Origin of the sequence: Breznakia sp. PFB1-19 (assembly GCF_029893935.1) — a bacterium.
Classification (GTDB): domain Bacteria; phylum Bacillota_I; class Bacilli_A; order Erysipelotrichales; family Erysipelotrichaceae; genus Breznakia; species Breznakia blatticola.
The window spans coordinates 142,806-162,714 of sequence record NZ_JARXXJ010000003.1 but is presented as its reverse complement, the minus strand read 5'-3'; the positions used below and the strand labels follow the sequence as shown (position 1 = coordinate 162,714).

Below are 19,909 nucleotides of genomic sequence, written 5' to 3'. Positions count from 1 at the left end.
GGTAACTGGGGAGTAATCTTCTCAAGTCTACAAATTATTTTCGAGGGACGAATATAAAAGCTCTTTGACAACATAATCGACTATGATAACATAATAAAAAAAGTAACTACACTTTACTCAATGTAGTTACTTCATGGTTCTACCATGGGATATCAAACTTTACACAAAATTATTTACAGGCTCAAAAAATCTAATAATGAAACGAACGCCACTTATCAATCACTGTGAGTGGCGTTCGTTTATACTAGAAAATCATCTAGAAATGCTAATTTAGAATTTTCTTGCATTCTGTTAGTGACCACGGTGTTTTGCTTTTTTCTTTTGTTGGCGAAGTTTAAACTGTTGTTGTTTCCGCTCTTGCTTTTGCACTTTCTTTGTGTGCTTTTTTTCTTGTATTTGCGCTTCTTGTTGTGCCTTTAGTGCTTGTTGTGCTTTTGTTGTAATTCCTTTTTCTTGCATTTGTTTTTTGACTAAACGTTGCATTCGTTTTGGATTTACTTTTCTTGATGTATGATTAGTTGCTTGTACTTGCGGACTAAAAGATAAAGTATACCAGTGTTCAAATAGATAGGCATATACTTCATAATCCTTTGGTTCCTTTCCAAATGTTATTTTGCACACTTCTAAGTCACCATCAATAACACGTTCATAAATTCCAACCCAATAGGGAGCATCAAATACTACTGTAAAAGTACTTTGTGTTTTTTGCATATAAAAACCTCCTTGTTTTTTCAACACAAAGAATGGACAGCCAAGGAGGCAGGTTACTGACAAATTAGGTTGCACCCGGACTACCAGCCGGGTCGTGTTTCTATCTTTGTTGCTACATAAATTGTATCGTATGTATACAGTAAAATCAATGTACCGTATGTCATATAAGTAGACAAATTTTAGAATTATTCTTATAATTTTTTATAAACATTTCCCTTTTATTCATTTACATTTCACAATGATTTGGGATAGTAACTATGGAGGTCGATGATGGAAAATTTTAATAATGATGAATTCAATAAAGACAATTCAAATGTAGAAGGAAATAATGAAATGTCTCATACAGAAAACACAAATAACGAAGTAAATCGTAATGCAAATAATGAACACAATGTGAGTGGATTTTCATATCAACCACATCAAGATGATCAGTTTAATCGATATACATGGAATGCAGAAAGTGGAAATGGTAATGCAAATCACACGCAATATACAGAAAGCCAAGTTCCGCCACAAAAACCAAAACGTTCTATTTTACGTTATGTTGTAATTGGTTTAGCTATTTTTGTATTAGCAACAGGTGGTGCTTTTGCTGGAGTCAATATTGCAAATCACTTTGATGAAAGTAAAGACTCGGGAATCACACTTGTAAAAGCAGAAAATACATCGAAAAATGAAACCGATCGAACGAAGGTGATTGAGAAAGCAAGTAGTAGTGTTGTAGAAATTACCACTGAAGTTGTATCTAGACACCCATTCTATGGTAACTATGTTACTGAAGGTGCTGGTTCAGGAGTAATCTTAAGTGAAGATGGATATATTGTGACAAACTATCACGTTATTAGTGGAGCAAGTTCATGTAAAGTAAGACTTAGTGATGGAAAAGAGTATGATGCAACCTATGTCGGTGGCTCAGAAACAGATGATATCGCGGTTGTGAAAATCGAGGCAAAAGATTTAAATCCAGTTGTATTGGGTGACAGTGATAAACTGGTTACTGGAGAAGATGTTCTAGCAATAGGAAATCCATTAGGTGAACTTGGTGGAACAGTGACTGAAGGGATTTTAAGTTCTACTTCACGTACGATGAATGTTGATGGTGTAGAAATGGAATTACTACAAACAAGTGCTGCGATTAACCCAGGAAACTCTGGTGGTGGGTTATTCAATGCGAAAGGTGAATTGATTGGAATTGTAACGCTTAAAAAAGCTGGGGATGAAATCGAAGGACTTGGGTTTGCAATCCCTGTAAATAAAGTTGTTGAAACTATCGATAAAGTAGTTGACTCTAGTCAGTTCTAATGATATTATAAACAAGGTTTAATTCTAGGTTTTTGGATACTCCAACCACTTACTTGGAACTGAACGACCACAAGAAAATAGGAGGTAATAAAATGTTATTAAAAGCAGAAAAACAAGCAATCATGAAAGAATATGCAACGAAAGAAGGAGATACAGGTTCTCCAGAAGTTCAAATTGCAGTATTAACTGAAGAAATCAACCGTTTAACAGTTCACATGAAAGAACACAAACATGACTTTCACTCACAACGTGGACTTATGCAAAAAGTTGGTAGACGTCGTAATTTACTTAAATACTTAAAAAACAAAGACTTACAACGTTACACTACATTGATTGGACGTTTAGGATTACGTAAATAATTCATTTAAACTGGAATTCGTTCCAGTTTTTTTGTTTTTATTTGAAAAATTGGTACTGTGATATGATAAAAGAAAGTGTGAGGATAGCTATATGAATCAGAAAAAAATATATCCACGTTCAAATGATAAACAAACAGTATACTTAAATCGCGTCATTACAAAACCAAACATAGAAATTGGTGACTTTACAATTTACAATGATTTTGTTAATGATCCAAAAGATTTTGAAAATCGCAATGTATTGTACCAATACCCAATCAATCATGATCAACTTAAAATAGGGAAGTTTTGTTCCATCGCGTGTGGAGCCAAATTTATATTCAATAGTGCCAATCATAGTCTCAATTCATTATCGACCTATACATTTCCAATCTTCTTTGAAGAATGGGATTTAGATGTTAAGGATATAACAAATGCCTGGGACCATAAAGGTGACATTGTTATTGGTAATGATGTGTGGATTGGTTATGAGGCAATCATTATGCCTGGAGTGCATATAGGAGATGGTGCAATTATTGGAACCTGTGCAGTTGTCACAAAAGATGTGGAACCATATACGATAGTTGGGGGAATCCCAGCAAAGGTAATTAAAAAACGGTTTGATGAAAAAACGATTGCTAAATTATTAGATATTCAATGGTGGGATTGGCCTGCTAATAAAATACAACGTTCGATTGCAGCCATCCAAAGCGGAGATATTACAAAGTTATAAATATAGATAACTGAAAAAAAGGGAAAGATTATGAAATCAAACATACAAATTAAAGAAGAACGAATAACGGCTATAGAATACATTGATTTTCTTAAACGAACAAACTTAGGTTCACAGTATCCAAAAGAACGTTTTGAAAAGAGAATTGAAACACTTGTAAATCAAGCAGATATAAGCCTAGTTGCTAGAAATGAGAAACAACTAGTTGTAGGCGTTCTGTTTGGATTAACAGACTATGCATATTGGCTATTTATCACGGATTTAGGGGTAGATCGCAGGTATGAAAAACAAGGAATTGGAAAACGATTGATGCAACAAGCACATGAACTTGCTGGTTCAAAAGATGATATTTCTATCTATCTAGTGGCAAATCAAGATGCAATACCATTCTATGAAAAATTTGGAATGAAGAAATCTGAAGATGTGATGGAATTTAGTCAAGTACAGTGGACAAGTTTTACAGTTGATTAGGAGAGCCATATATGCAACAACAAATTGAAAAACTCTACAGTAAAGATACAAAGGTAGCTTATGCAACGTTATTAGAGTTAGAATTGGAATGTGCGAAATCGGATGCGTTGTATCCATATTTTGATACGTTTTTGGAAATGTTAGATGATTCGAATACCTATATTCGTATTCGTGGTTTTCGTTTATTGTGTCATCTAGCTGCATGGGATAAAGAAGATAAAATCAATAGAAATATTGCTAAGATTTTAAGTGCATTAGATGATGGAAAAGGAACCGCTGTACGTCAATGTCTTGCACATATAAATCAAATCTTGCTTTATAAAGATGAACTACATGAAGAAGTCGAATGTAAATTAAAACAAATGGATCTATCAAAATATAAAGATACGCTTCGACCGTTGATTCAAAAAGACATTGATACAATATTAAAGGGAATTTAGGAGACAAATGATATGTTAGAACTACGACAACTCACAGATAATGATGTAGCTTTAGTTGAAAAGTGGTTGCAAAATGAGCATGTAAAAAAGTGGTATGATATTCCACACTTAGGAGTAAGTATTGATGACTGGATGCATGAAATCCATGAAAGAGTTACTACATATAACTGGATTACTTACTTTATTTTGAGCTATCAAAACAAACCCATTGGATTTTGCCAATACTATGCATGCATTGATAGTAAAGATGAAGATTTTGGATCTCTAGATACAAATCATGCTTATGGAATTGACTACTTTATAGGTGAAGAAGATTTTCTTGGTAAAGGGTTTGGAAAGCAAATGATCCAAGTGCTTAACAAGTACATATTCACGCATACAAATGCAGAAGTGATAACTGCTGATATTGATACAAATAATACAGCTTCCATGCATGTGCTTATGGCATGTGGCTTTGACTTACTTGATGATGGTGGTAGTCGCTACGTTAAACAAAAGTAAATGGTAATATAAATGCTTTCTCAGGAATCCTTCTTGAGAAAGTTTTTTTAAGATATGCCTTTTCTACTTGCATTATGATGATAAAGAAATAGAAAGTGCTGTTTATTTGCATTCCGTGGCTAATACCTTCCATTTTTGTTTTGTTTGCTATGAATTTATGATATTATTAGTTCATATTGAAAGAAGAGGTAATAGACATGGCGAAAGAAGTATTTCGTTTAGATTTCCGCGGTCGGGGGATCGTGGTAGAAACTGGTGAGTTAGCCAAACAAGCTGGTGGATCTGTCTTAGTTAGATATGGTGATACAGTTGTATTATCAGCAGCTACTGCAAGTTCACAAGCAAAAATGGATTTAGACTTTTTCCCACTTACGGTAACGTATGAAGAAAAGTTGTATTCAGTAGGGAAAATCCCTGGTGGATTCTTAAGACGTGAAGGACGTCCATCTGAAAAAGCGACATTAACTGCGCGTATGATTGACAGACCAATCCGTCCATTATTTGCGGATGGTTTCCGTAATGAAGTACAAGTAGTAAATACCGTACTTTCCGTTGACCAAGAAGCATGTGCAGATATGACTGCAATGTTAGGAGCATCTTTATCATTATGTGTAAGTGATATTCCATTCAATGGTCCAATTGCTGGAGTTAACGTTGGTTATATCGATGGAGAATACATCATTAACCCAACACCGGAACAACAAGAAGTTTCATTAATTGACCTTGCTGTTGCAGGGACAAAATATGCAGTTAACATGGTTGAAGCAGGTGCAAAAGAAGTAACTGAAGAAGAAATGTTAGAAGCGATTATGTTTGGACATGAAGCAATTAAAGAACTAGTTGCATTCCAAGAAGAAATTATTGCGAAAGTTGGAAAAGAAAAACGCGAAATTGAATTATATGTAGTTGATGAAGCAGTCAATGCATTAGTTCGTGAAAAATATGAAGCAGAATTACGTGCTGCTGTATCGATTGAAAAGAAACTTGAACGTTATGGAAAAATCGATGAAATTACTGCTGAAGCAGTAGCAATGATTGAAGCACAAGAATTCGAAAACGATAGTGAAAAAGCAAAAGCTGCAAAACAAGCAAAACAAATTTGCCACAGTATTGAAGCAGATGAAGTACGTCGTTTAATTATTGAAGACAAAGTACGTCCAGATGGTCGTCAAATTACAGAACTACGTCAATTGAACTCACAAGTTGATTTACTACCTAGAGTTCACGGAAGTGCAGTCTTCACACGTGGAGAAACACAAGTATTAAGTGTTACGACTTTAGGAGCACTTAATGATGAACAAATTATCGATGACTTAAGTGAAGTAGATCGTAAACGTTTCATGCACCACTACAACTTCCCTCCATACTCAGTAGGGGAAACAGGAAGAATGGGTGCACCTGGACGTCGTGAAATTGGTCACGGTGCACTAGGTGAACGTGCCTTACTTCAAGTATTACCAAGTGTTGATGAATTCCCATATGCAATTCGTGTAGTTGCTGAAGTATTAGAATCAAATGGGTCATCATCACAAGCATCAATTTGTGCGGGTACAATGTCATTGATGGCTGCAGGGGTACCAATTAAAGCACCAGTTGCTGGTATCGCAATGGGTCTAATCATGGATGAAGACAACGAAAAATATACAGTATTAACTGATATTCAAGGTATGGAAGACCACTTTGGAGATATGGACTTTAAAGTTGCTGGAACACCTAAAGGAATTACAGCTCTTCAAATGGATATCAAAGTTACTGGTATTACAAGAGAAATCTTTAAAGAAGCACTTGCACAAGCTGGTGTAGCAAGAGCACAAATCTTAGAAAATATGATGGCAACAATTTCTGAAGTTCGTCCAGAAGTTTCTAAGTATGCTCCAAAAACACACATCATGTACATCAACGTAGATAAAATCAAAGATGTTATCGGACCTGGTGGAAAAATGATTAATGAAATCATCGAAGCATGTGACAATGTAAAAATTGACATTGAAGATGATGGTCGTGTAATTATTTATCACTCAGATCAAAATGCAATTAATAAAGCAGCACAAATGATTATGGATATCACAAAAGAAGCAAAAGTTGGCGATATCTATGATGCTAAAGTTGTTCGTATTGAAAAATTTGGTGCATTTGTGAACCTATTTGGTAAAGTTGATGGATTGCTTCACGTATCAAAAATTAAACACGAGCGTGTTGAGGATATAAATAAGGTACTTAAACTTGGTGATACAATCAAGGTTAAAGTTACAGAAATTGACGACCGTGGTCGTATTAATGTTTCAGCAAAAGCACTTATCGAACGTCCAAAACGTGAAGAAGCAAAAAAAGAAGTGAAAGAAGTTAAAACAGAAGAAAGCACAGAATCAACGGAAGCAAAATAAGCGATGAAAAATCAAAAGTTTAATATTCTATTTTTGATTTCTAGTATTTGTTTCTTGATTTGTTCCGTCTTGATGTTGTTGTCAGATAGCATGGTACAAGCCATTTGCTACTTTGTGATTTCACTTTCGATGGGAACTATCTATCAAGTAAATGCAAAAAAGGCGAAAGAGACAAATAAAACGGATAAGAAATAAGTAAAGGAACGTCCATAACCGGATGTTCTTTTTATGAGCGGTTAAACTGTGATTAACTTGAGAAGCGTGTAGACAACGTGTATAATTACATGGGAACATATAAGATAAAGGTGAACTATGATTTTTGAAGAAATAACAACTACGGAATTTGATGCATTTGCTAGAAAACATCCGTTACATAATTTTATGCAAACTTCACAAATGGGTGAAGTTGGGAAAGTAAGTGGGCAAGTCTCTTACTATGTTGGAATCCGCGAACATGGTGAACTCATTGGTGCTTGTCGATTGGCTGGAATAAAAAATCGTTTTGGTCAGTATTTTTTTAGTGCGTTTCGTGGACCGCTACTCGATTACAACAATAAGGAAGTTCTTTCATTTTTTACAACTGAAGTGAAGAAATTTCTAAAATTAAAAAAGGGTTATGAATTGGATATTAATCCAGGAATTATTCATAAAGAACGTGATATTAATGGAGATGTTGTGGAAGGTGGAATTGATAATTCAAAGGTAGTACCACTACTTGAAAGTTTAGGTTATCAACATGAAGGATTTATTACGGAATACGATTATTCACGACAAGTACGTTGGATGTTTGTACTTGATTTAGAAGGTAAAAGTGAAACCGAAGTATTCAAAGCGATGAAACAAAACCATCGAAATATCATCAAGAAAACAGAAAAGTTCTTTATTGAAATTAAAGAAGTTGGATATGACGATTTAGCTGAATACAAACGAATCACTGAAGAAACAAGTGATCGTCGTGGATTTGAAGATAAACCACTTGCTTACTACCAAGAAATGTATCGTCAATTTCATGACAACGGAGAAGTAAAATTCTTAATTGCATATTTAAATGTTGATAAGTATATGGAAAGTCTACAAACTTCACTTGCTCGTGAATCGCAAAAATATGAGAACTCAAAAGCGAAGAATCCGGATTCGGGAAAAACAAAAGAGTTGGGAATTACGGTTAGTAGTTTAGAAAAGCGTTTGAATGAAGCGCAAGAGTTGTGTAAAGATGGACATTATATTCCATTATCAGCTGCAATGTTTGTTTTGTTTGAAGATGAAATAACCTACATGTTTAGTGGAAGTTATGAAAAATATATGAATTTTTATGCACAATATGCCATCCAATGGTATGTGATCAAACATGGTATTGCTGGTGGATTCAAACGTTACAATTTTTATGGAATCTCTGGTAACTTTGATAAAAGTGACCCGGATTATGGAGTGTATGAATTCAAGAAAGGATTCCAAGGATATGTCTTAGAATATCTTGGAGATTTTGTTCTTCCGATATCGTATTATCACACAGTGAATAAACTGATTCAAAAAATTAAAAAGTAAGTATCTATAAGTTACATCAAACATCATCTTTGTCTATGTGCATCGATGATGTTTTTTTATGGTAAACATGGATAAAATATGAAAATTATTCAAATTAGATAGGTGCATCATGTACCATAAATTGTTTATATGTGTTAAACTATTAGACGAGGTGAACACTATGGATTTTTACACAATAATGAATGAATATAAAGAGGCATTTCTTAGTGATTTAAAAGGACTAATTGCAATTCCATCATTGGAGGATTTTAGTACTGCAAAAGAACATGCACCTTTTGGTACAGAAGTTAGAAACGCATTGGATTATATGCTTGATTTAGGTCGCAAAGAAGGATTTGTCGTAAAAGATTTAGACGGATATGCTGGTACGATTGAATATGGAGAAGGTAAAGAAAGTATCGGGGTACTTGGTCATTTAGATATCGTTCCTTTTGGTGAAGGTTGGACAAATGCACCAACCGATATGGTAGAAAAAGATGGGTATATTCTTGGTCGTGGCGTACTTGATGACAAAGGACCTACAATGGCTGCCTTTTATGCACTAAAAGCATTAAAAGATCATAATATTAAATTGGATAAGAAAATCATTTTAATTTTAGGGACAAATGAGGAAACTGGAATGAAGTGTATGGATTACTATGCAAAGCATGGTGAAATTCCAACATGTGGATTTACACCAGATGCGGACTTCCCGGTTATATATGGAGAAAAAGGACACATCAATCCAGTATTGGTAAGCGACAAAACAACAGTGATTAAGAAACTGGTTGCTGGAGAACGTCCAAACATCGTTATTGGTAAAGCACAAGCAACATTGCCGAAATTAACAGATAAACAAAAAGATGAATTTTACTACTATTTACAAGTTGAAAAATTAACTGGTCAAATTATTGATGCTGGTGAAGATGACATTATTGAAGTTGAAGGAAAATACTTCCATGCAGCAATGGCATATAATGGAGTGAATGCTGCAGTACATATCTTAAATTATGTAGGTGCAAGTTTTCATGATGATTTGGCTGCTAGTTTTGCCAATATATTGATGGACTGGAAAGGTACTGGTTTAGGTATTGCAATGGAAGGTGCATATATGGGCTTTTTAACTATGAATGTTGGAATTGTTTCAATTGAAAATAACCATAGTGAAATCACATTGGATATTCGTTATCCAAATGATACAACAGGGAAGGAATTAGAAAAACGTATTATTGATAGCTTACCAGCAAGTATTACATGTAAACCTGTAGAAGATAGCAAACCTTTATTTGTGGATCCAAACAGTACAATTGTAAAAACATTAATGCATGCATATCAAGCATATACAAAAGATATGTTCTCACCAGCAAAAACGATTGGTGGAGGAACTTATGCACGTAAGTTTGAAAACTTTGTGGCATTTGGTCCAGAATTCCCAGATCGTGAAACACCAAATTTCTTTGTTGGTGGACCACACGAAAAAGATGAGGGAATCAAAGTAAATGATTTATTAAAAGCAGGTGCGATTTATGCACAAGCCTTACAAGATCTAGCAAAGGAAGACTCGCATGCGGATGCGTAAATTGAAATGGGCAGCTGACTTTATTGCAAATAGTGAAGTCAATGTCCATAATCCTGAAGCATACCAAGGAAAGTGGCGAGAGTTGTTAAACCGTGATTGTATCCATGTAGAAATTGGAACAGGAAAAGGTGACTACTGGATTGGTATGGCAAATTTATATCCAGAACTTGGTTGGATTGGAATCGAAAAGCAAGAGAGTGTAGCTGCTTTAGCATTGCGTAAAAAAGATACACTGGAACAACAAACTCGATTTATTCATGGTGATGCTGCAAATATTGATCAGTGGTTTGCCAAAAAAGAAATTGATGTCATTCATTTGAATTTCTCAGATCCATGGCCAAAGAATCGTAATAAGAAACGTCGTTTAAGCAATGAACGCTTTCTTGATAAATATAATCAAATCTTAAGTGATGATGGTCAAATTATTATGAAAACAGATAATCGTAGTTTGTTTGAATATTCGATTATTGAATTTCAAAACTTTGGCTTCAAGCTTGAGGAAATTTATTTGGATTTTCGTAGTGAGCAACATGATGAAGATATCATCAGTGAATATGAAAGAAAGTTTATGGAAAAAGGTCCGATTTATCGTGCCGTATGGGTAAAAGGAGGAAAGTAAGATGGCTTTAAAAGAAGGAATGCAAATTCTTGAATCTGTAGAACAGTTTGAAGAATTATATAAAAAAGAAGGTGTCGTAGTTTTTACGTTCAGTGCTGACTGGTGTCCAGACTGTCGCTTTATTGAACCATTTATGCCAAAGTTGGTAGAGAAATATAGTGACTATGATTTCGTTTATATAGATCGTGACAAATTTATTGATTTGGCAATCGGTTTACAAATTATGGGAATCCCATCATTTGTGGCGATTAAGAACGGAAAAGAAGAAGCGCGTTTTGTTTCTAAACTACGCAAAAGTGAAAAAGAAATTGATGATTTCTTAGGAGCGCTAAGATGATCGCAAGAGTATTCTATAATGCAAAAGCATTTCCAGGAGTTGTGCTTGTTATCTTACATGATGAAGAAGTAATTTCTACAGTTAAAAGCAAGAACGTCACAAAACTTTTAGGTAAAGATGAAAAGCTGCTTGGTTACAATATTGAAGTTGATCACTTTGAATCCGATCAAGATGGATATCAAAAGATGACATACGATTTACTACGTTTTGTAAATACCAACTTACATGATGCTTTTGATGAAGAAATCATTCATGATTTTAATCCATACATTGTGGTTGGACGCGTACTTGCATGTGAAGATCACCCAGACAGTGATCATTTACATGTATGTCAAGTCGATGTAGGTAAAGAAGTTGTTCAAATCGTATGCGGTGCTGCCAATGTAAAAGCAAATATAAATGTTGTTGCATGTCTACCAAATGCTGTCCTACCAGATGGCAAATTCATCACAAAAGGTAAACTTCGTGGTATAAAAAGTGATGGAATGTTAGCAAGTGCCTATGAGTTAGGATTGATAGAAGAGAAGAAAAAGGGTATATTAATACTAGAAGATGAAGCTAAGGTCGGCGAACCTTTCTTCAAGTAGGAGCTAGCATATGTCAATTTTTGATAAAATTAAAGATGTACTTTTCACAGAAGAAACGGATGTAGAGGAAACTTTAATTCGTGATGAAGATGAAGGGGAATTCATCGAAGAAGAAAAAGAGGTAAAGGTACAAAAACCAAAACCGAAACCATTACCAAAACCAAAACCACGTTATGAAGATGTTGAGGCAATTACTGAGGACATTGAACGAATTCGTGAACCAGAAAGTAAGTTGGAAAACATTTTTGATATTAAAGCAGATGAGGTAAAAAAAGAAGAACCATCAATTACGAAACGTTTGCAACCAAAAATTGCAAAGGATTTCGAAATTCCTCAAGTGATTTCACCAATTACAGGTGTTACTACAGAGAAAATTGATGAAGAAGCTGAATTTGTTGCGTCGAAACCACGTCGTACGAAAGATTCTTTAGGTACTGTGATTTCGCCATTTTATGGAGAAGTGGAATTAGAAGAATTCCATCAACAAGCGCAAGTAGAACTTGCTGTGAATCAAATGCAAAGCGATGATGTTGAAGAAGAAGAAATCGAAAATATTTCGCTTGATCAAATTGTTGCTTCACCATATGAACAAGAAGAGGAAATGGTTCAGTTCTCACTTTTTGGTGATGATGCACCAATTCGTGACTTACAAGAAGAAGAGCAAGAACAAACACAAGAAGATACAGAAGATAATGAGGATCTTCCATTTTAGAAAGAAGGAAACTTTATGATTCATTTTATCGGTATTAAAGGGTCTGGTATGGCTTCTTTAGCTTGTATTTTAAAAGACATGGGTGAAGAAGTTACTGGCTCTGATATTGAAAAATTTATCTTTACGGAAACAAAACTAAAGGAACATCAGATTCCTTTTTTCGCGTTTTCGAAAGAAAATATTAAAGATAACATGACAGTTATCATTGGAAATTCTTTTGATGACTCTCATGAAGAAGTGCAAGCTGCAAAAGCAAATCCAACAGTTACAACCTATCGATATGTCGAGTATTTAGGAAAACTAGTTGATGAATATCATTCGATTTGTGTTGCTGGTACGCATGGGAAAACAACAACAACTGGTATGCTTGCCCATGTGTTCGAACAAGTACAACCAACTGGATACTTGATCGGTGATGGAACAGGATATATGCCAAAAGATGCTAAGACATTTATTTTGGAATCTTGCGAGTATATGCGTAATTTCTTAAATTACCATCCAGATTATGCAATTATTTTGAATGTTGAACTTGATCATGTCGATTATTATAAAGATATGGATGACTATGTTTTAGCATTTGAACAATTCAGTCAAAATGTAAAAAAAGGACTTGCCATCTTTGGTGATGAAGCAAGTTCACGAAATTTAGAAGTGGATGTTAATCACATGTATTATGGACTACATGAAGATAATGATGTATATGCAAAAGATGTAGTGGAAGATGCAGATGGTGTTTCCTTTAATTGTATGGTAAATGGTGAATATTTCCATGATTTCAAACTACCATTCTATGGTGTACACTTGCTTTATAATGCGCTTGGTGTGATTAGTATTGGAGTGATGAATGGACTTGATGGGGATACACTTGAGAAAGGATTGCAAAGTTTTGCAGGAGTGGATCGCCGCTTTATCGTTGAAGAAGTAAATGATAATGTCTATATTGACGATTATGCACATCATCCTACAGCAATTAAGATGACAATTGATGCAGCAAAACAAAAATATCCAGATAAGAAGATCGTTGCGATTTTTCAACCGGATCGATATTCACGAATTGAATACTTCTTAGATGATTTTTCTGATGCATTCAATAAAGCGGATGCCATATATTTATGTCCTTTTCCAGATAATGCAAAAAGAGAAGAAGGAATTACAGTTACAAATGAATCATTTTTAGCACATGTAAAACAAGCAAAAGCATGTGATATGTCAGAGGATGCAATACGTGAACTTGATGCACATAAACTAGCTGTTTATGTATTTATGAGTAGCAAAGATATTTACAAGTTTAAAGACCGTTTGAAAAGTTTTCAAAACGTTTGAAAATGCTTTCAAAATGATATAGAATACCTTATAGGAGGAATGTAATATGGGAAGTGACCAATTTATCGAAATGCTAAGCCAAGTTTCAAGCAAATTGATTCCTGTGGCAGTATTGATATTGATTATTTTCTTAATCGTATGTGTTAAGAATGTAATCGAGTCTTTAAAAACACTAAACAAAACATTAACAACAACGGAAGCGCAGGTGAAGAAACTCGATCGACCCTTACAAACGGTTGGCGATATCTCGGACACCGTCGACCGTTTCCATATCAAAACACGCGATACGATTGATGCCGGTCTTGATGCGGCGAAAGAAGGTTTCAGCGCTGTTAAGGAAAAAGCGAAAGGCGTGAAGGTAAAACCTAGACACGCAAAATCAACTTCAGATCAAACTACAGTTGAAGTAGAGGAGGTCATTATCAATGAAGAATGAGGAATTTAACGAGTTTGAAAGTCAAACAAAATATGACATTATTCGTTTAGAAGATGAGCATAAAGATGACTCAAAAAAGAAGGAAATTATTGATAATCTTTCACAAGAATTAGAAAAAGTATTTAATAAAACAAAAGAAAAAGTAAAAGATGTTAAAGATTCTGAACAAACACAAGAATTTTTTGAAAAAGCAAAAGAACAAGTTGAAAAGATGGTTGAAGCTACTAAAAAAGCGCTTGAAGACTTCAAAGAAGACGATCGAGTTCAAGATGTTCTAAAGAAATTAAATAATACATTTGATGACGTTGTAGAGTCGATTTCGAAAAATGAGACTGTACAAAAAGTCGGACAAAGCGTGAATGATTTTATGGCACGTGACGATGTTCAAGAAAAGATTGAAACTGCAAAAGATGCAACAATTGATTTTACCCAAAAAGTTGCTGATGGAGTGAAAAATCTATTAAAGAAGAAAGGGTAATGAAAGGTAGTAACGATACATGAAAAGAATTACAATTTACGATGTTGCAAAAGAAGCAGACGTATCCTTAGCTACGGTGTCTCGTGTTATTAACGGCTCAGAAGTGGTACGTGAAGACACACGTCTAAAAGTTCAAGAAGCAATTGAGAAACTAGGATACAAGCCAAATGCGATTGCGCAAGGTCTTGCTTTACAAAAGACAACAACGATTGCCTTTGTGATTCCAGAAGCAAGTTTCTTCTATACTGGACAAATTATCAATGGGTTAATTGATGTTGCAAAATTATATAACTACAACATGGTATTACATACGACAACTGAAGGAATTTCAGCAACAAGTGATATCATTGAAACCATTATTAAATCACGAGTTGATGGAGTGGTGATTTTTAATGACAAGTTAAATAATGACGATATTGCGACACTAACAAACTATGATGTTCCAATTGTTGTTATTGGAAACCGTATTTCCAACAACAATATTTGTTCGGTGTATGTTGATTATGAAGCACTTATTTATGATTATGCTTCACAGTTATATGAATCAGGAATTCGCAATATGGCTTTAGTTGAAGACCGTAAAAATCCTGCGATGATCGAAGAATTATACAAAGGATTAAAACGTGTATATGAAGAACACGGTGAAGTGTTTGAAAACTATATTACGATTCCAAAAGAATACCGCTCATCATATGAGTACTTAAAAGAATACTTCAACAACAATACACATGAGTTTGTGTTCACATACCGTGATTCACAAGCGATGGCTGTATTAAATGTTGCCAAAGAAGTAGGAATTGATATTCCAAATGATATGCAACTTGTTTGTGTATTAGATAGTAAATATAACGTAATGGCACGTCCACAAATTTCAGGATTTAAAATTCCTGACTATGATTTAGGTGCAGTGTCAATGCGAATTATGACAAAAATGTTGCAAGATGATGAACATGACAGTTATAATAGAGAAACGGAGTTAAGCTATGTGTTTACTCCAAGACAAACAACAAAATAAACGTGTAGATTAGACAAGAACCTAATGATTAAGCACTAGAGAAATGGCGGTTGGTGAAAGCCATGCAAAAGAGTTAGGAAATACACCTATGAGCGTTTACGCAACTCAGCGTTAAGGGGTTAAGTGCATAAGTTTACTTATGAACTAAGGTGGTACCGCGTTTATAACGTCCTTAGATGAGGGCGTTTTTTTATTTTGAGGAGATATGAGATGAAATTATTTGAAGAATTACAATGGCGTGGACTTATCAATGATATAAGTTCTCCAGAAATTGAAGACATGTTAAACAACAAGAGTATTACATTTTACATTGGGACAGATCCAACAGGAGATTCCTTACATATTGGACACTACTCTAGTTTTCTAATCGCAAAACGTTTGAAAGATGCAGGACATCACCCAATTTTATTAGTTGGTGGAGGAACCGGACTTATTGGAGATCCAAAACCTAATACCGAACGTCCAATGATTACCAAAGAACAATTGGATCATAACTACCGTAAACTACGCAAACAAGTAGAAGATATCTTTGGTTTTGAAGTTGTGAATAACTATGACTGGATGAAAGATTTAAACTTCATTGATTATCTTCGTGATTATGGTAAATACTTTAACTTGAACTATATGCTAGCTAAAGAAACTGTAAAATCAAGAATGGATATTGGTATTACATATACAGAATTTTCGTACATGATTTTACAAGCGTTAGATTTCTTACACTTATTTGATAACAAGAATACAGTATTGCAAGTTGGTGGACAAGACCAATGGGGAAACATTACTGCAGGAATTGAATTGATCCGTAAAAAGACAGGTAAAGAAGCATTTGGATTTACTATGCCGCTAATTACGAAAGCAGATGGTACAAAATTTGGAAAAAGTGAAGGAAAAGCAATTTGGTTAGATAAAAACCAAACATCTTCATATGAACTTTACCAATTCTTAGTTAATGCTGAAGATGAAAAAGTAATTGACTACTTAAAGAAATTAACGTTCTTAGATCGTCCAACCATTGAAGCATTAGAAGAAAAAGTAAAAACAGAACCATTCAAACGTGAAGCACAAAAAGTACTTGCTAAAGAAGTAGTTACATACTTACATGGAGAAGATGAATACGATAAGGCATTGCGTATTACGAATGCACTATTTAAAGGGAATATTCAAGATCTTGATAAAAATGAACTTGCTGATGCAATTCGTGGATTTGATACAATTCAAGTTAAAGAAGGAATGGATATTATTAATTGTTTAGTAGAAAGCAATATTGCATCTAGTAAACGTGAAGCACGTGAATTTGTTAGTGGAAATTCAATTGCGATTAACGGAATTAAAGTGACAGATGTGGAATACAATGTAAATAAAGAACAATGTATTATTAATAACTACACAATTGTGAAAAAAGGAAAACGTAATTACTACGTATTAGAGCTTATCTAACAAATGGCGTACAGCGATGTACGTCTTTTCTTTTCTGAAGTTTTCGTGAACAAAGACAATACCAAATTCACTTTATTCTAAGTCCAATTATGGTATAATCATCTAGAGGTAATTATGCGAAAAAAAACACTCTTATGCTTGATTGCAGCCGTACTCCTTGTTAGTTGTAAAACTAGTGATGAAGCGAGTTCACAAGCAATGCAAATTTATAATGTATTTAAAGAACGAATCGTTGCCAATGCACAAAACGGTTCGGATAGTTATGATATACCCTTTAATTTCACTTTTGAAATTCATGAATTAGAAGGTGATGCTGTATCGTATACAGTGATTATTGATGAACCTAAGGTGTTGATGAATCAAGTACAAATGATGGCACTTGATCCTGAACGTACTTCAGAATCTAAAATGGAACCTTCGATCGGTATTTTTGAAGAAGAAACATATGGATTAATTCCAAACCAGGTGGATGCGAGTCGTGGATATCCAAAAGGTTTAGCTGTGAATGGGGAAAGTGAAACAAACACATTTGATATTTATGTGATGGTTTCTTATATGGAAGAAAACCAAAGCAATGTACGAGTGTTCTTTTCCACGTCCATCATTAACGGTGAAGTTGTGTATGTAAAAGAGGTAAAGCATGAAGAATAATAAAAAGTCATTACTCGTTGGAGGATTAGTATCATCTGCGGGTTTATTTATTGCGAAGTTTTTAAGTATATTTTATACGATACCATTTGATGCGATTTTAAAGTCCGCTGAATATAAAGCAGTTTATGGGGGAGCATATGGGGTATACTCGTATGTATTAACTATTGCGCAAGCAGGTCTGCCATTTGCGATTGCGACGCTTGTATCCCGTTATATGGCGCGAGATGACTACAAGACAACATTACTTGTACGAAAAGTGTCATTTTATACAATGACTGCTTTTGGTTTTATCTGTATGTTATTTCTACTAGTAGCATCAGGTCCACTTGCTTCACAAATGGCTTCAAAGCCAGCACTTGTTCCATTGTATCGAAATTCACTTGTGATTTTATCACTAGCAGTGTTTATTATTCCCATACTTAGTAGTGTACGTGGATTTTATCAAGGACTAAAAGAAATTCATGTGTATTCAGCTTCGCAAATCGTCGAGCAAATCGTACGAATTTTATTTTTGCTTATCGTTAGTGGGATTGCTATTTATGTACTTGATTTTGGACGTTACTGGGCGGTCTATTTTGGTGTAATTGCGACAAGTGTTTCGGGTGTTGTGACCATTGCTTACATTAAACGAAACGACTCCAAAACTATTAAACCAGTTGTAGAATTAGCTAACCAACAAGAGAAAGAACCAGTTGATGCGAAAATTATCTTTCGCGAATTGATTATTCTTGCAATTCCATTTTTAATTAATGCTGCTTTTGGGTATTGCGATCAATTTTTAAATATCATTGATTTTAAACCAGGACTTGAAGCATTTGGTAGACAATCAGGGACCTTAATTAATGCGAGTATTATCGATATGTATCAAGATGCAGTACTCTATAAAGCAATGAAGTTAATTGCTATTCCAATGGTATTAGCACCAGGGTTTAGTTCAGCGATTTATCCATATATTACAGAAGCACGTGAACGCAATCAACCTAAAGTTGTCAGTAAATATGTAGTTGAATGTGTTGAGTCAGTTGTTTATATTTGCTTACCAATTTGTGTGGCCTTGGCATTATTTGCTAGACCGATTTTATACACACTATATGGAGTAAGCGGTGAGTACAGTGAATTATATGTCAATACATTGCAATGGTTTACCATTGAAGGAATTAGTGCAACGATATGTCCGATTTTTGCAAGTTTAGTTATTGCTCTAGGAAGACGTAAACAAATTATATATACTACGATGGTCTTTGGAGTGACAAAGTTTTTAACAAACCGTCTATTTATTTCGATGTTTGGGGTGCCAGGAATGGTGCTATCTAGCTTACTTGCATATATTATTTTTGCTGGATTGAATATCTATATTATCCAAAAAGAATGTCAAGTGAACTGGAAATACTCATTTAGAAAGTTAATCTTTATATTAACTGGGCTTGTTGGAATGTTTTTAGTTTCTATGGTATTTAATTGGACCGGATTATTAAACTACAGTGGAAATCGGGTTGTATCTCTTCTATTACTTGGATTTATGGGAATTCTTACTGTAGGTGTATATGCTGCAATTACTTTGTATTGTAATATTCCACAAAGTATTTTCCACTTTGATTTAGATGGAATTAAAAACAAGTTCAGAAGAGGTAAATGATGATTCGATTAGATAAATATTTGGCGCATTTAAAATATGGAACGCGTCGCGAAGTAAAAAAAATCATACGCAGTGGTGCAGTTACTGTAAATGGTGAAGTTGTACGAAATGATGATTATAAAATCGATGAAACAAAAGATGAAGTCATTTATGATGGCTTTATCTTAGACTATCAAGAATTCTACTACATTATGATGAATAAACCTGATGGCTATGTTTCAAGTAATAAAGATGAACTAGATCCAAGTGTTTTGCATCTAGTTTTTGAACCCTATGCCTTTGATTTACAATGTGTTGGTCGTTTAGATGTCGACACAAAGGGATTGTTGATACTAACAAATGATGGGAAATTCAATCATGCAGTAACATCACCAAAACGTCATGTAGAAAAAGAATACGTGATGGATTTGGAACATCCACTACAAGAAGCGGATATTCAACAATTGTATGATGGTGTATGTATTGATGATGAAATAAGTAAAGCGATAAAAATAAAGCAAATTGCAGACACGCAATATGCAATGGTGATTGATGAAGGGAAATACCATCAAGTAAAACGAATGATGCATGCAGTACATAATGAAGTGCTAGGATTGAAACGCATTCGTATTGGTGATCTTTATTTAGATGAAAATTTAGATGAAGGAGAATATCGTGCATTAACAAAAGAGGAAGTAGAAATTTTAGGAGGGTAA

Annotated in this window: 23 protein-coding genes and 1 other annotated feature; of the genes, 22 read left to right on the top strand and 1 reads right to left on the bottom strand. The window is 34.4% G+C overall.

Features of this window, described 5'->3' with window-relative positions; translation table 11 throughout:
- Nucleotides 1–291: 291 nt before the first annotated feature.
- Nucleotides 292–711, bottom strand: a complete 420-nt coding sequence (locus M2098_RS03050) for a YjdF family protein (RefSeq protein WP_280681343.1) — start codon at nt 709–711, stop codon at nt 292–294.
- A 270-nt stretch (nt 712–981) separates the two neighbouring features.
- On the opposite strand from M2098_RS03050, the gene M2098_RS03045 reads away from it, so the two are divergent.
- The 22 genes from M2098_RS03045 (at nt 982) to M2098_RS02940 (ending at nt 19,909) form a co-directional block, all read left to right on the top strand.
- The gene (locus tag M2098_RS03045) at nt 982–2,013 is read left to right on the top strand and encodes a trypsin-like peptidase domain-containing protein (protein ID WP_280681345.1); all 1,032 of its coding nucleotides are present in this window, start codon (nt 982–984) and stop codon (nt 2,011–2,013) included.
- A gap of 92 nt (nt 2,014–2,105) precedes the next feature.
- Complete coding sequence (gene rpsO, locus M2098_RS03040) at nt 2,106–2,372, top strand: 30S ribosomal protein S15 (RefSeq protein WP_134168043.1); 267 nt, start codon at nt 2,106–2,108, stop codon at nt 2,370–2,372.
- A gap of 91 nt (nt 2,373–2,463) precedes the next feature.
- Nucleotides 2,464–3,084 (top strand): CatB-related O-acetyltransferase, encoded by a 621-nt coding sequence (locus M2098_RS03035; protein ID WP_280681348.1) that lies wholly within the window; start codon nt 2,464–2,466, stop codon nt 3,082–3,084.
- A gap of 30 nt (nt 3,085–3,114) precedes the next feature.
- A complete protein-coding gene (locus tag M2098_RS03030) occupies nt 3,115–3,555 on the top strand; it encodes a GNAT family N-acetyltransferase (protein WP_280681349.1) in 441 nt (146 codons plus the stop codon).
- Nucleotides 3,556–3,566: 11 nt separating this feature from the next.
- Nucleotides 3,567–3,995, top strand: coding sequence for a hypothetical protein (locus M2098_RS03025; RefSeq protein WP_280681350.1), 429 nt, complete (start codon nt 3,567–3,569; stop codon nt 3,993–3,995).
- Between the two features lie 12 nt (nt 3,996–4,007).
- Nucleotides 4,008–4,496, top strand: a complete 489-nt coding sequence (locus M2098_RS03020) for a GNAT family N-acetyltransferase (RefSeq protein ID WP_280681351.1) — start codon at nt 4,008–4,010, stop codon at nt 4,494–4,496.
- 197 nt (nt 4,497–4,693) lie between these two features.
- Nucleotides 4,694–6,880 (top strand): polyribonucleotide nucleotidyltransferase, encoded by a 2,187-nt coding sequence (pnp, locus tag M2098_RS03015; protein WP_280681352.1) that lies wholly within the window; start codon nt 4,694–4,696, stop codon nt 6,878–6,880.
- Between the two features lie 3 nt (nt 6,881–6,883).
- Nucleotides 6,884–7,075 (top strand): hypothetical protein, encoded by a 192-nt coding sequence (locus M2098_RS03010; RefSeq protein WP_280681354.1) that lies wholly within the window; start codon nt 6,884–6,886, stop codon nt 7,073–7,075.
- Between the two features lie 117 nt (nt 7,076–7,192).
- On the top strand, nt 7,193–8,425 hold the full coding sequence (locus M2098_RS03005; protein ID WP_280681356.1) for a peptidoglycan bridge formation glycyltransferase FemA/FemB family protein: 1,233 nt from the start codon (nt 7,193–7,195) through the stop codon (nt 8,423–8,425).
- A gap of 160 nt (nt 8,426–8,585) precedes the next feature.
- Nucleotides 8,586–9,983, top strand: coding sequence for a dipeptidase PepV (pepV, locus tag M2098_RS03000; RefSeq protein WP_280681358.1), 1,398 nt, complete (start codon nt 8,586–8,588; stop codon nt 9,981–9,983).
- Complete coding sequence (gene trmB / locus M2098_RS02995) at nt 9,970–10,602, top strand: tRNA (guanosine(46)-N7)-methyltransferase TrmB (RefSeq protein WP_280681360.1); 633 nt, start codon at nt 9,970–9,972, stop codon at nt 10,600–10,602. The genes pepV and trmB overlap by 14 nt, the downstream gene beginning before the upstream one ends.
- 1 nt (nt 10,603) lies before the next feature.
- On the top strand, nt 10,604–10,939 hold the full coding sequence (locus tag M2098_RS02990; protein ID WP_348521545.1) for a thioredoxin family protein: 336 nt from the start codon (nt 10,604–10,606) through the stop codon (nt 10,937–10,939).
- The gene (ytpR, locus tag M2098_RS02985; protein WP_280681362.1) at nt 10,936–11,526 is read left to right on the top strand and encodes a YtpR family tRNA-binding protein; all 591 of its coding nucleotides are present in this window, start codon (nt 10,936–10,938) and stop codon (nt 11,524–11,526) included. The genes M2098_RS02990 and ytpR overlap by 4 nt, the downstream gene beginning before the upstream one ends.
- Nucleotides 11,527–11,536: 10 nt before the next feature.
- Nucleotides 11,537–12,238 (top strand): hypothetical protein, encoded by a 702-nt coding sequence (locus M2098_RS02980; RefSeq protein WP_134168064.1) that lies wholly within the window; start codon nt 11,537–11,539, stop codon nt 12,236–12,238.
- Nucleotides 12,239–12,253: 15 nt separating this feature from the next.
- Nucleotides 12,254–13,561 carry a UDP-N-acetylmuramate--L-alanine ligase gene (gene murC / locus M2098_RS02975; RefSeq protein ID WP_280681365.1) on the top strand — a complete coding sequence of 436 codons (1,308 nt, stop codon included), beginning with the start codon at nt 12,254–12,256 and terminating at the stop codon, nt 13,559–13,561.
- Nucleotides 13,562–13,607: 46 nt separating this feature from the next.
- The gene (locus M2098_RS02970) at nt 13,608–13,997 is read left to right on the top strand and encodes a hypothetical protein (RefSeq protein ID WP_134168068.1); all 390 of its coding nucleotides are present in this window, start codon (nt 13,608–13,610) and stop codon (nt 13,995–13,997) included.
- Nucleotides 13,987–14,475 carry a hypothetical protein gene (locus M2098_RS02965; RefSeq protein ID WP_280681368.1) on the top strand — a complete coding sequence of 163 codons (489 nt, stop codon included), beginning with the start codon at nt 13,987–13,989 and terminating at the stop codon, nt 14,473–14,475. Before M2098_RS02970 ends, M2098_RS02965 begins: the two co-directional genes overlap by 11 nt.
- Before the next feature lie 19 nt (nt 14,476–14,494).
- Nucleotides 14,495–15,490, top strand: a complete 996-nt coding sequence (locus M2098_RS02960; RefSeq protein WP_134168072.1) for a LacI family DNA-binding transcriptional regulator — start codon at nt 14,495–14,497, stop codon at nt 15,488–15,490.
- Nucleotides 15,487–15,667: a binding site (T-box leader), on the top strand. It overlaps the preceding gene by 4 nt.
- Nucleotides 15,668–15,700: 33 nt before the next feature.
- Nucleotides 15,701–16,927, top strand: a complete 1,227-nt coding sequence (gene tyrS / locus M2098_RS02955; protein WP_280681370.1) for a tyrosine--tRNA ligase — start codon at nt 15,701–15,703, stop codon at nt 16,925–16,927.
- A 114-nt stretch (nt 16,928–17,041) separates the two neighbouring features.
- Entirely contained in the window at nt 17,042–17,578 is a 537-nt protein-coding gene (locus M2098_RS02950) for a hypothetical protein (RefSeq protein WP_280681371.1), read from the top strand.
- Nucleotides 17,568–19,214, top strand: a complete 1,647-nt coding sequence (locus M2098_RS02945; protein WP_280681373.1) for a polysaccharide biosynthesis C-terminal domain-containing protein — start codon at nt 17,568–17,570, stop codon at nt 19,212–19,214. Before M2098_RS02950 ends, M2098_RS02945 begins: the two co-directional genes overlap by 11 nt.
- On the top strand, nt 19,214–19,909 hold the full coding sequence (locus M2098_RS02940; RefSeq protein WP_280681375.1) for a pseudouridine synthase: 696 nt from the start codon (nt 19,214–19,216) through the stop codon (nt 19,907–19,909). Before M2098_RS02945 ends, M2098_RS02940 begins: the two co-directional genes overlap by 1 nt.

What these genes read in the sequence shown, in the direction of transcription:
- M2098_RS02960 (WP_134168072.1), top strand. Translation starts at nt 14,495, where the DNA reads ATGAAAAGAATTACAATTTACGATGTTGCAAAAGAAGCAGACGTATCC.
- M2098_RS03035 (WP_280681348.1), top strand. Translation starts at nt 2,464, where the DNA reads ATGAATCAGAAAAAAATATATCCACGTTCAAATGATAAACAAACAGTA.
- M2098_RS02945 (WP_280681373.1), top strand. Translation starts at nt 17,568, where the DNA reads ATGAAGAATAATAAAAAGTCATTACTCGTTGGAGGATTAGTATCATCT.
- pepV (WP_280681358.1), top strand. Translation starts at nt 8,586, where the DNA reads ATGGATTTTTACACAATAATGAATGAATATAAAGAGGCATTTCTTAGT.
- M2098_RS02940 (WP_280681375.1), top strand. Translation starts at nt 19,214, where the DNA reads ATGATTCGATTAGATAAATATTTGGCGCATTTAAAATATGGAACGCGT.
- M2098_RS03025 (WP_280681350.1), top strand. Translation starts at nt 3,567, where the DNA reads ATGCAACAACAAATTGAAAAACTCTACAGTAAAGATACAAAGGTAGCT.
- M2098_RS02965 (WP_280681368.1), top strand. Translation starts at nt 13,987, where the DNA reads ATGAAGAATGAGGAATTTAACGAGTTTGAAAGTCAAACAAAATATGAC.
- M2098_RS02980 (WP_134168064.1), top strand. Translation starts at nt 11,537, where the DNA reads ATGTCAATTTTTGATAAAATTAAAGATGTACTTTTCACAGAAGAAACG.
- tyrS (WP_280681370.1), top strand. Translation starts at nt 15,701, where the DNA reads ATGAAATTATTTGAAGAATTACAATGGCGTGGACTTATCAATGATATA.
- M2098_RS02970 (WP_134168068.1), top strand. Translation starts at nt 13,608, where the DNA reads ATGGGAAGTGACCAATTTATCGAAATGCTAAGCCAAGTTTCAAGCAAA.
- M2098_RS03020 (WP_280681351.1), top strand. Translation starts at nt 4,008, where the DNA reads ATGTTAGAACTACGACAACTCACAGATAATGATGTAGCTTTAGTTGAA.
- rpsO (WP_134168043.1), top strand. Translation starts at nt 2,106, where the DNA reads ATGTTATTAAAAGCAGAAAAACAAGCAATCATGAAAGAATATGCAACG.
- M2098_RS02990 (WP_348521545.1), top strand. Translation starts at nt 10,604, where the DNA reads ATGGCTTTAAAAGAAGGAATGCAAATTCTTGAATCTGTAGAACAGTTT.
- M2098_RS03005 (WP_280681356.1), top strand. Translation starts at nt 7,193, where the DNA reads ATGATTTTTGAAGAAATAACAACTACGGAATTTGATGCATTTGCTAGA.
- pnp (WP_280681352.1), top strand. Translation starts at nt 4,694, where the DNA reads ATGGCGAAAGAAGTATTTCGTTTAGATTTCCGCGGTCGGGGGATCGTG.
- M2098_RS03010 (WP_280681354.1), top strand. Translation starts at nt 6,884, where the DNA reads ATGAAAAATCAAAAGTTTAATATTCTATTTTTGATTTCTAGTATTTGT.
- M2098_RS03050 (WP_280681343.1), bottom strand. Translation starts at nt 711, where the DNA reads ATGCAAAAAACACAAAGTACTTTTACAGTAGTATTTGATGCTCCCTAT.
- M2098_RS02950 (WP_280681371.1), top strand. Translation starts at nt 17,042, where the DNA reads ATGCGAAAAAAAACACTCTTATGCTTGATTGCAGCCGTACTCCTTGTT.
- murC (WP_280681365.1), top strand. Translation starts at nt 12,254, where the DNA reads ATGATTCATTTTATCGGTATTAAAGGGTCTGGTATGGCTTCTTTAGCT.
- ytpR (WP_280681362.1), top strand. Translation starts at nt 10,936, where the DNA reads ATGATCGCAAGAGTATTCTATAATGCAAAAGCATTTCCAGGAGTTGTG.
- M2098_RS03045 (WP_280681345.1), top strand. Translation starts at nt 982, where the DNA reads ATGGAAAATTTTAATAATGATGAATTCAATAAAGACAATTCAAATGTA.
- trmB (WP_280681360.1), top strand. Translation starts at nt 9,970, where the DNA reads ATGCGGATGCGTAAATTGAAATGGGCAGCTGACTTTATTGCAAATAGT.
- M2098_RS03030 (WP_280681349.1), top strand. Translation starts at nt 3,115, where the DNA reads ATGAAATCAAACATACAAATTAAAGAAGAACGAATAACGGCTATAGAA.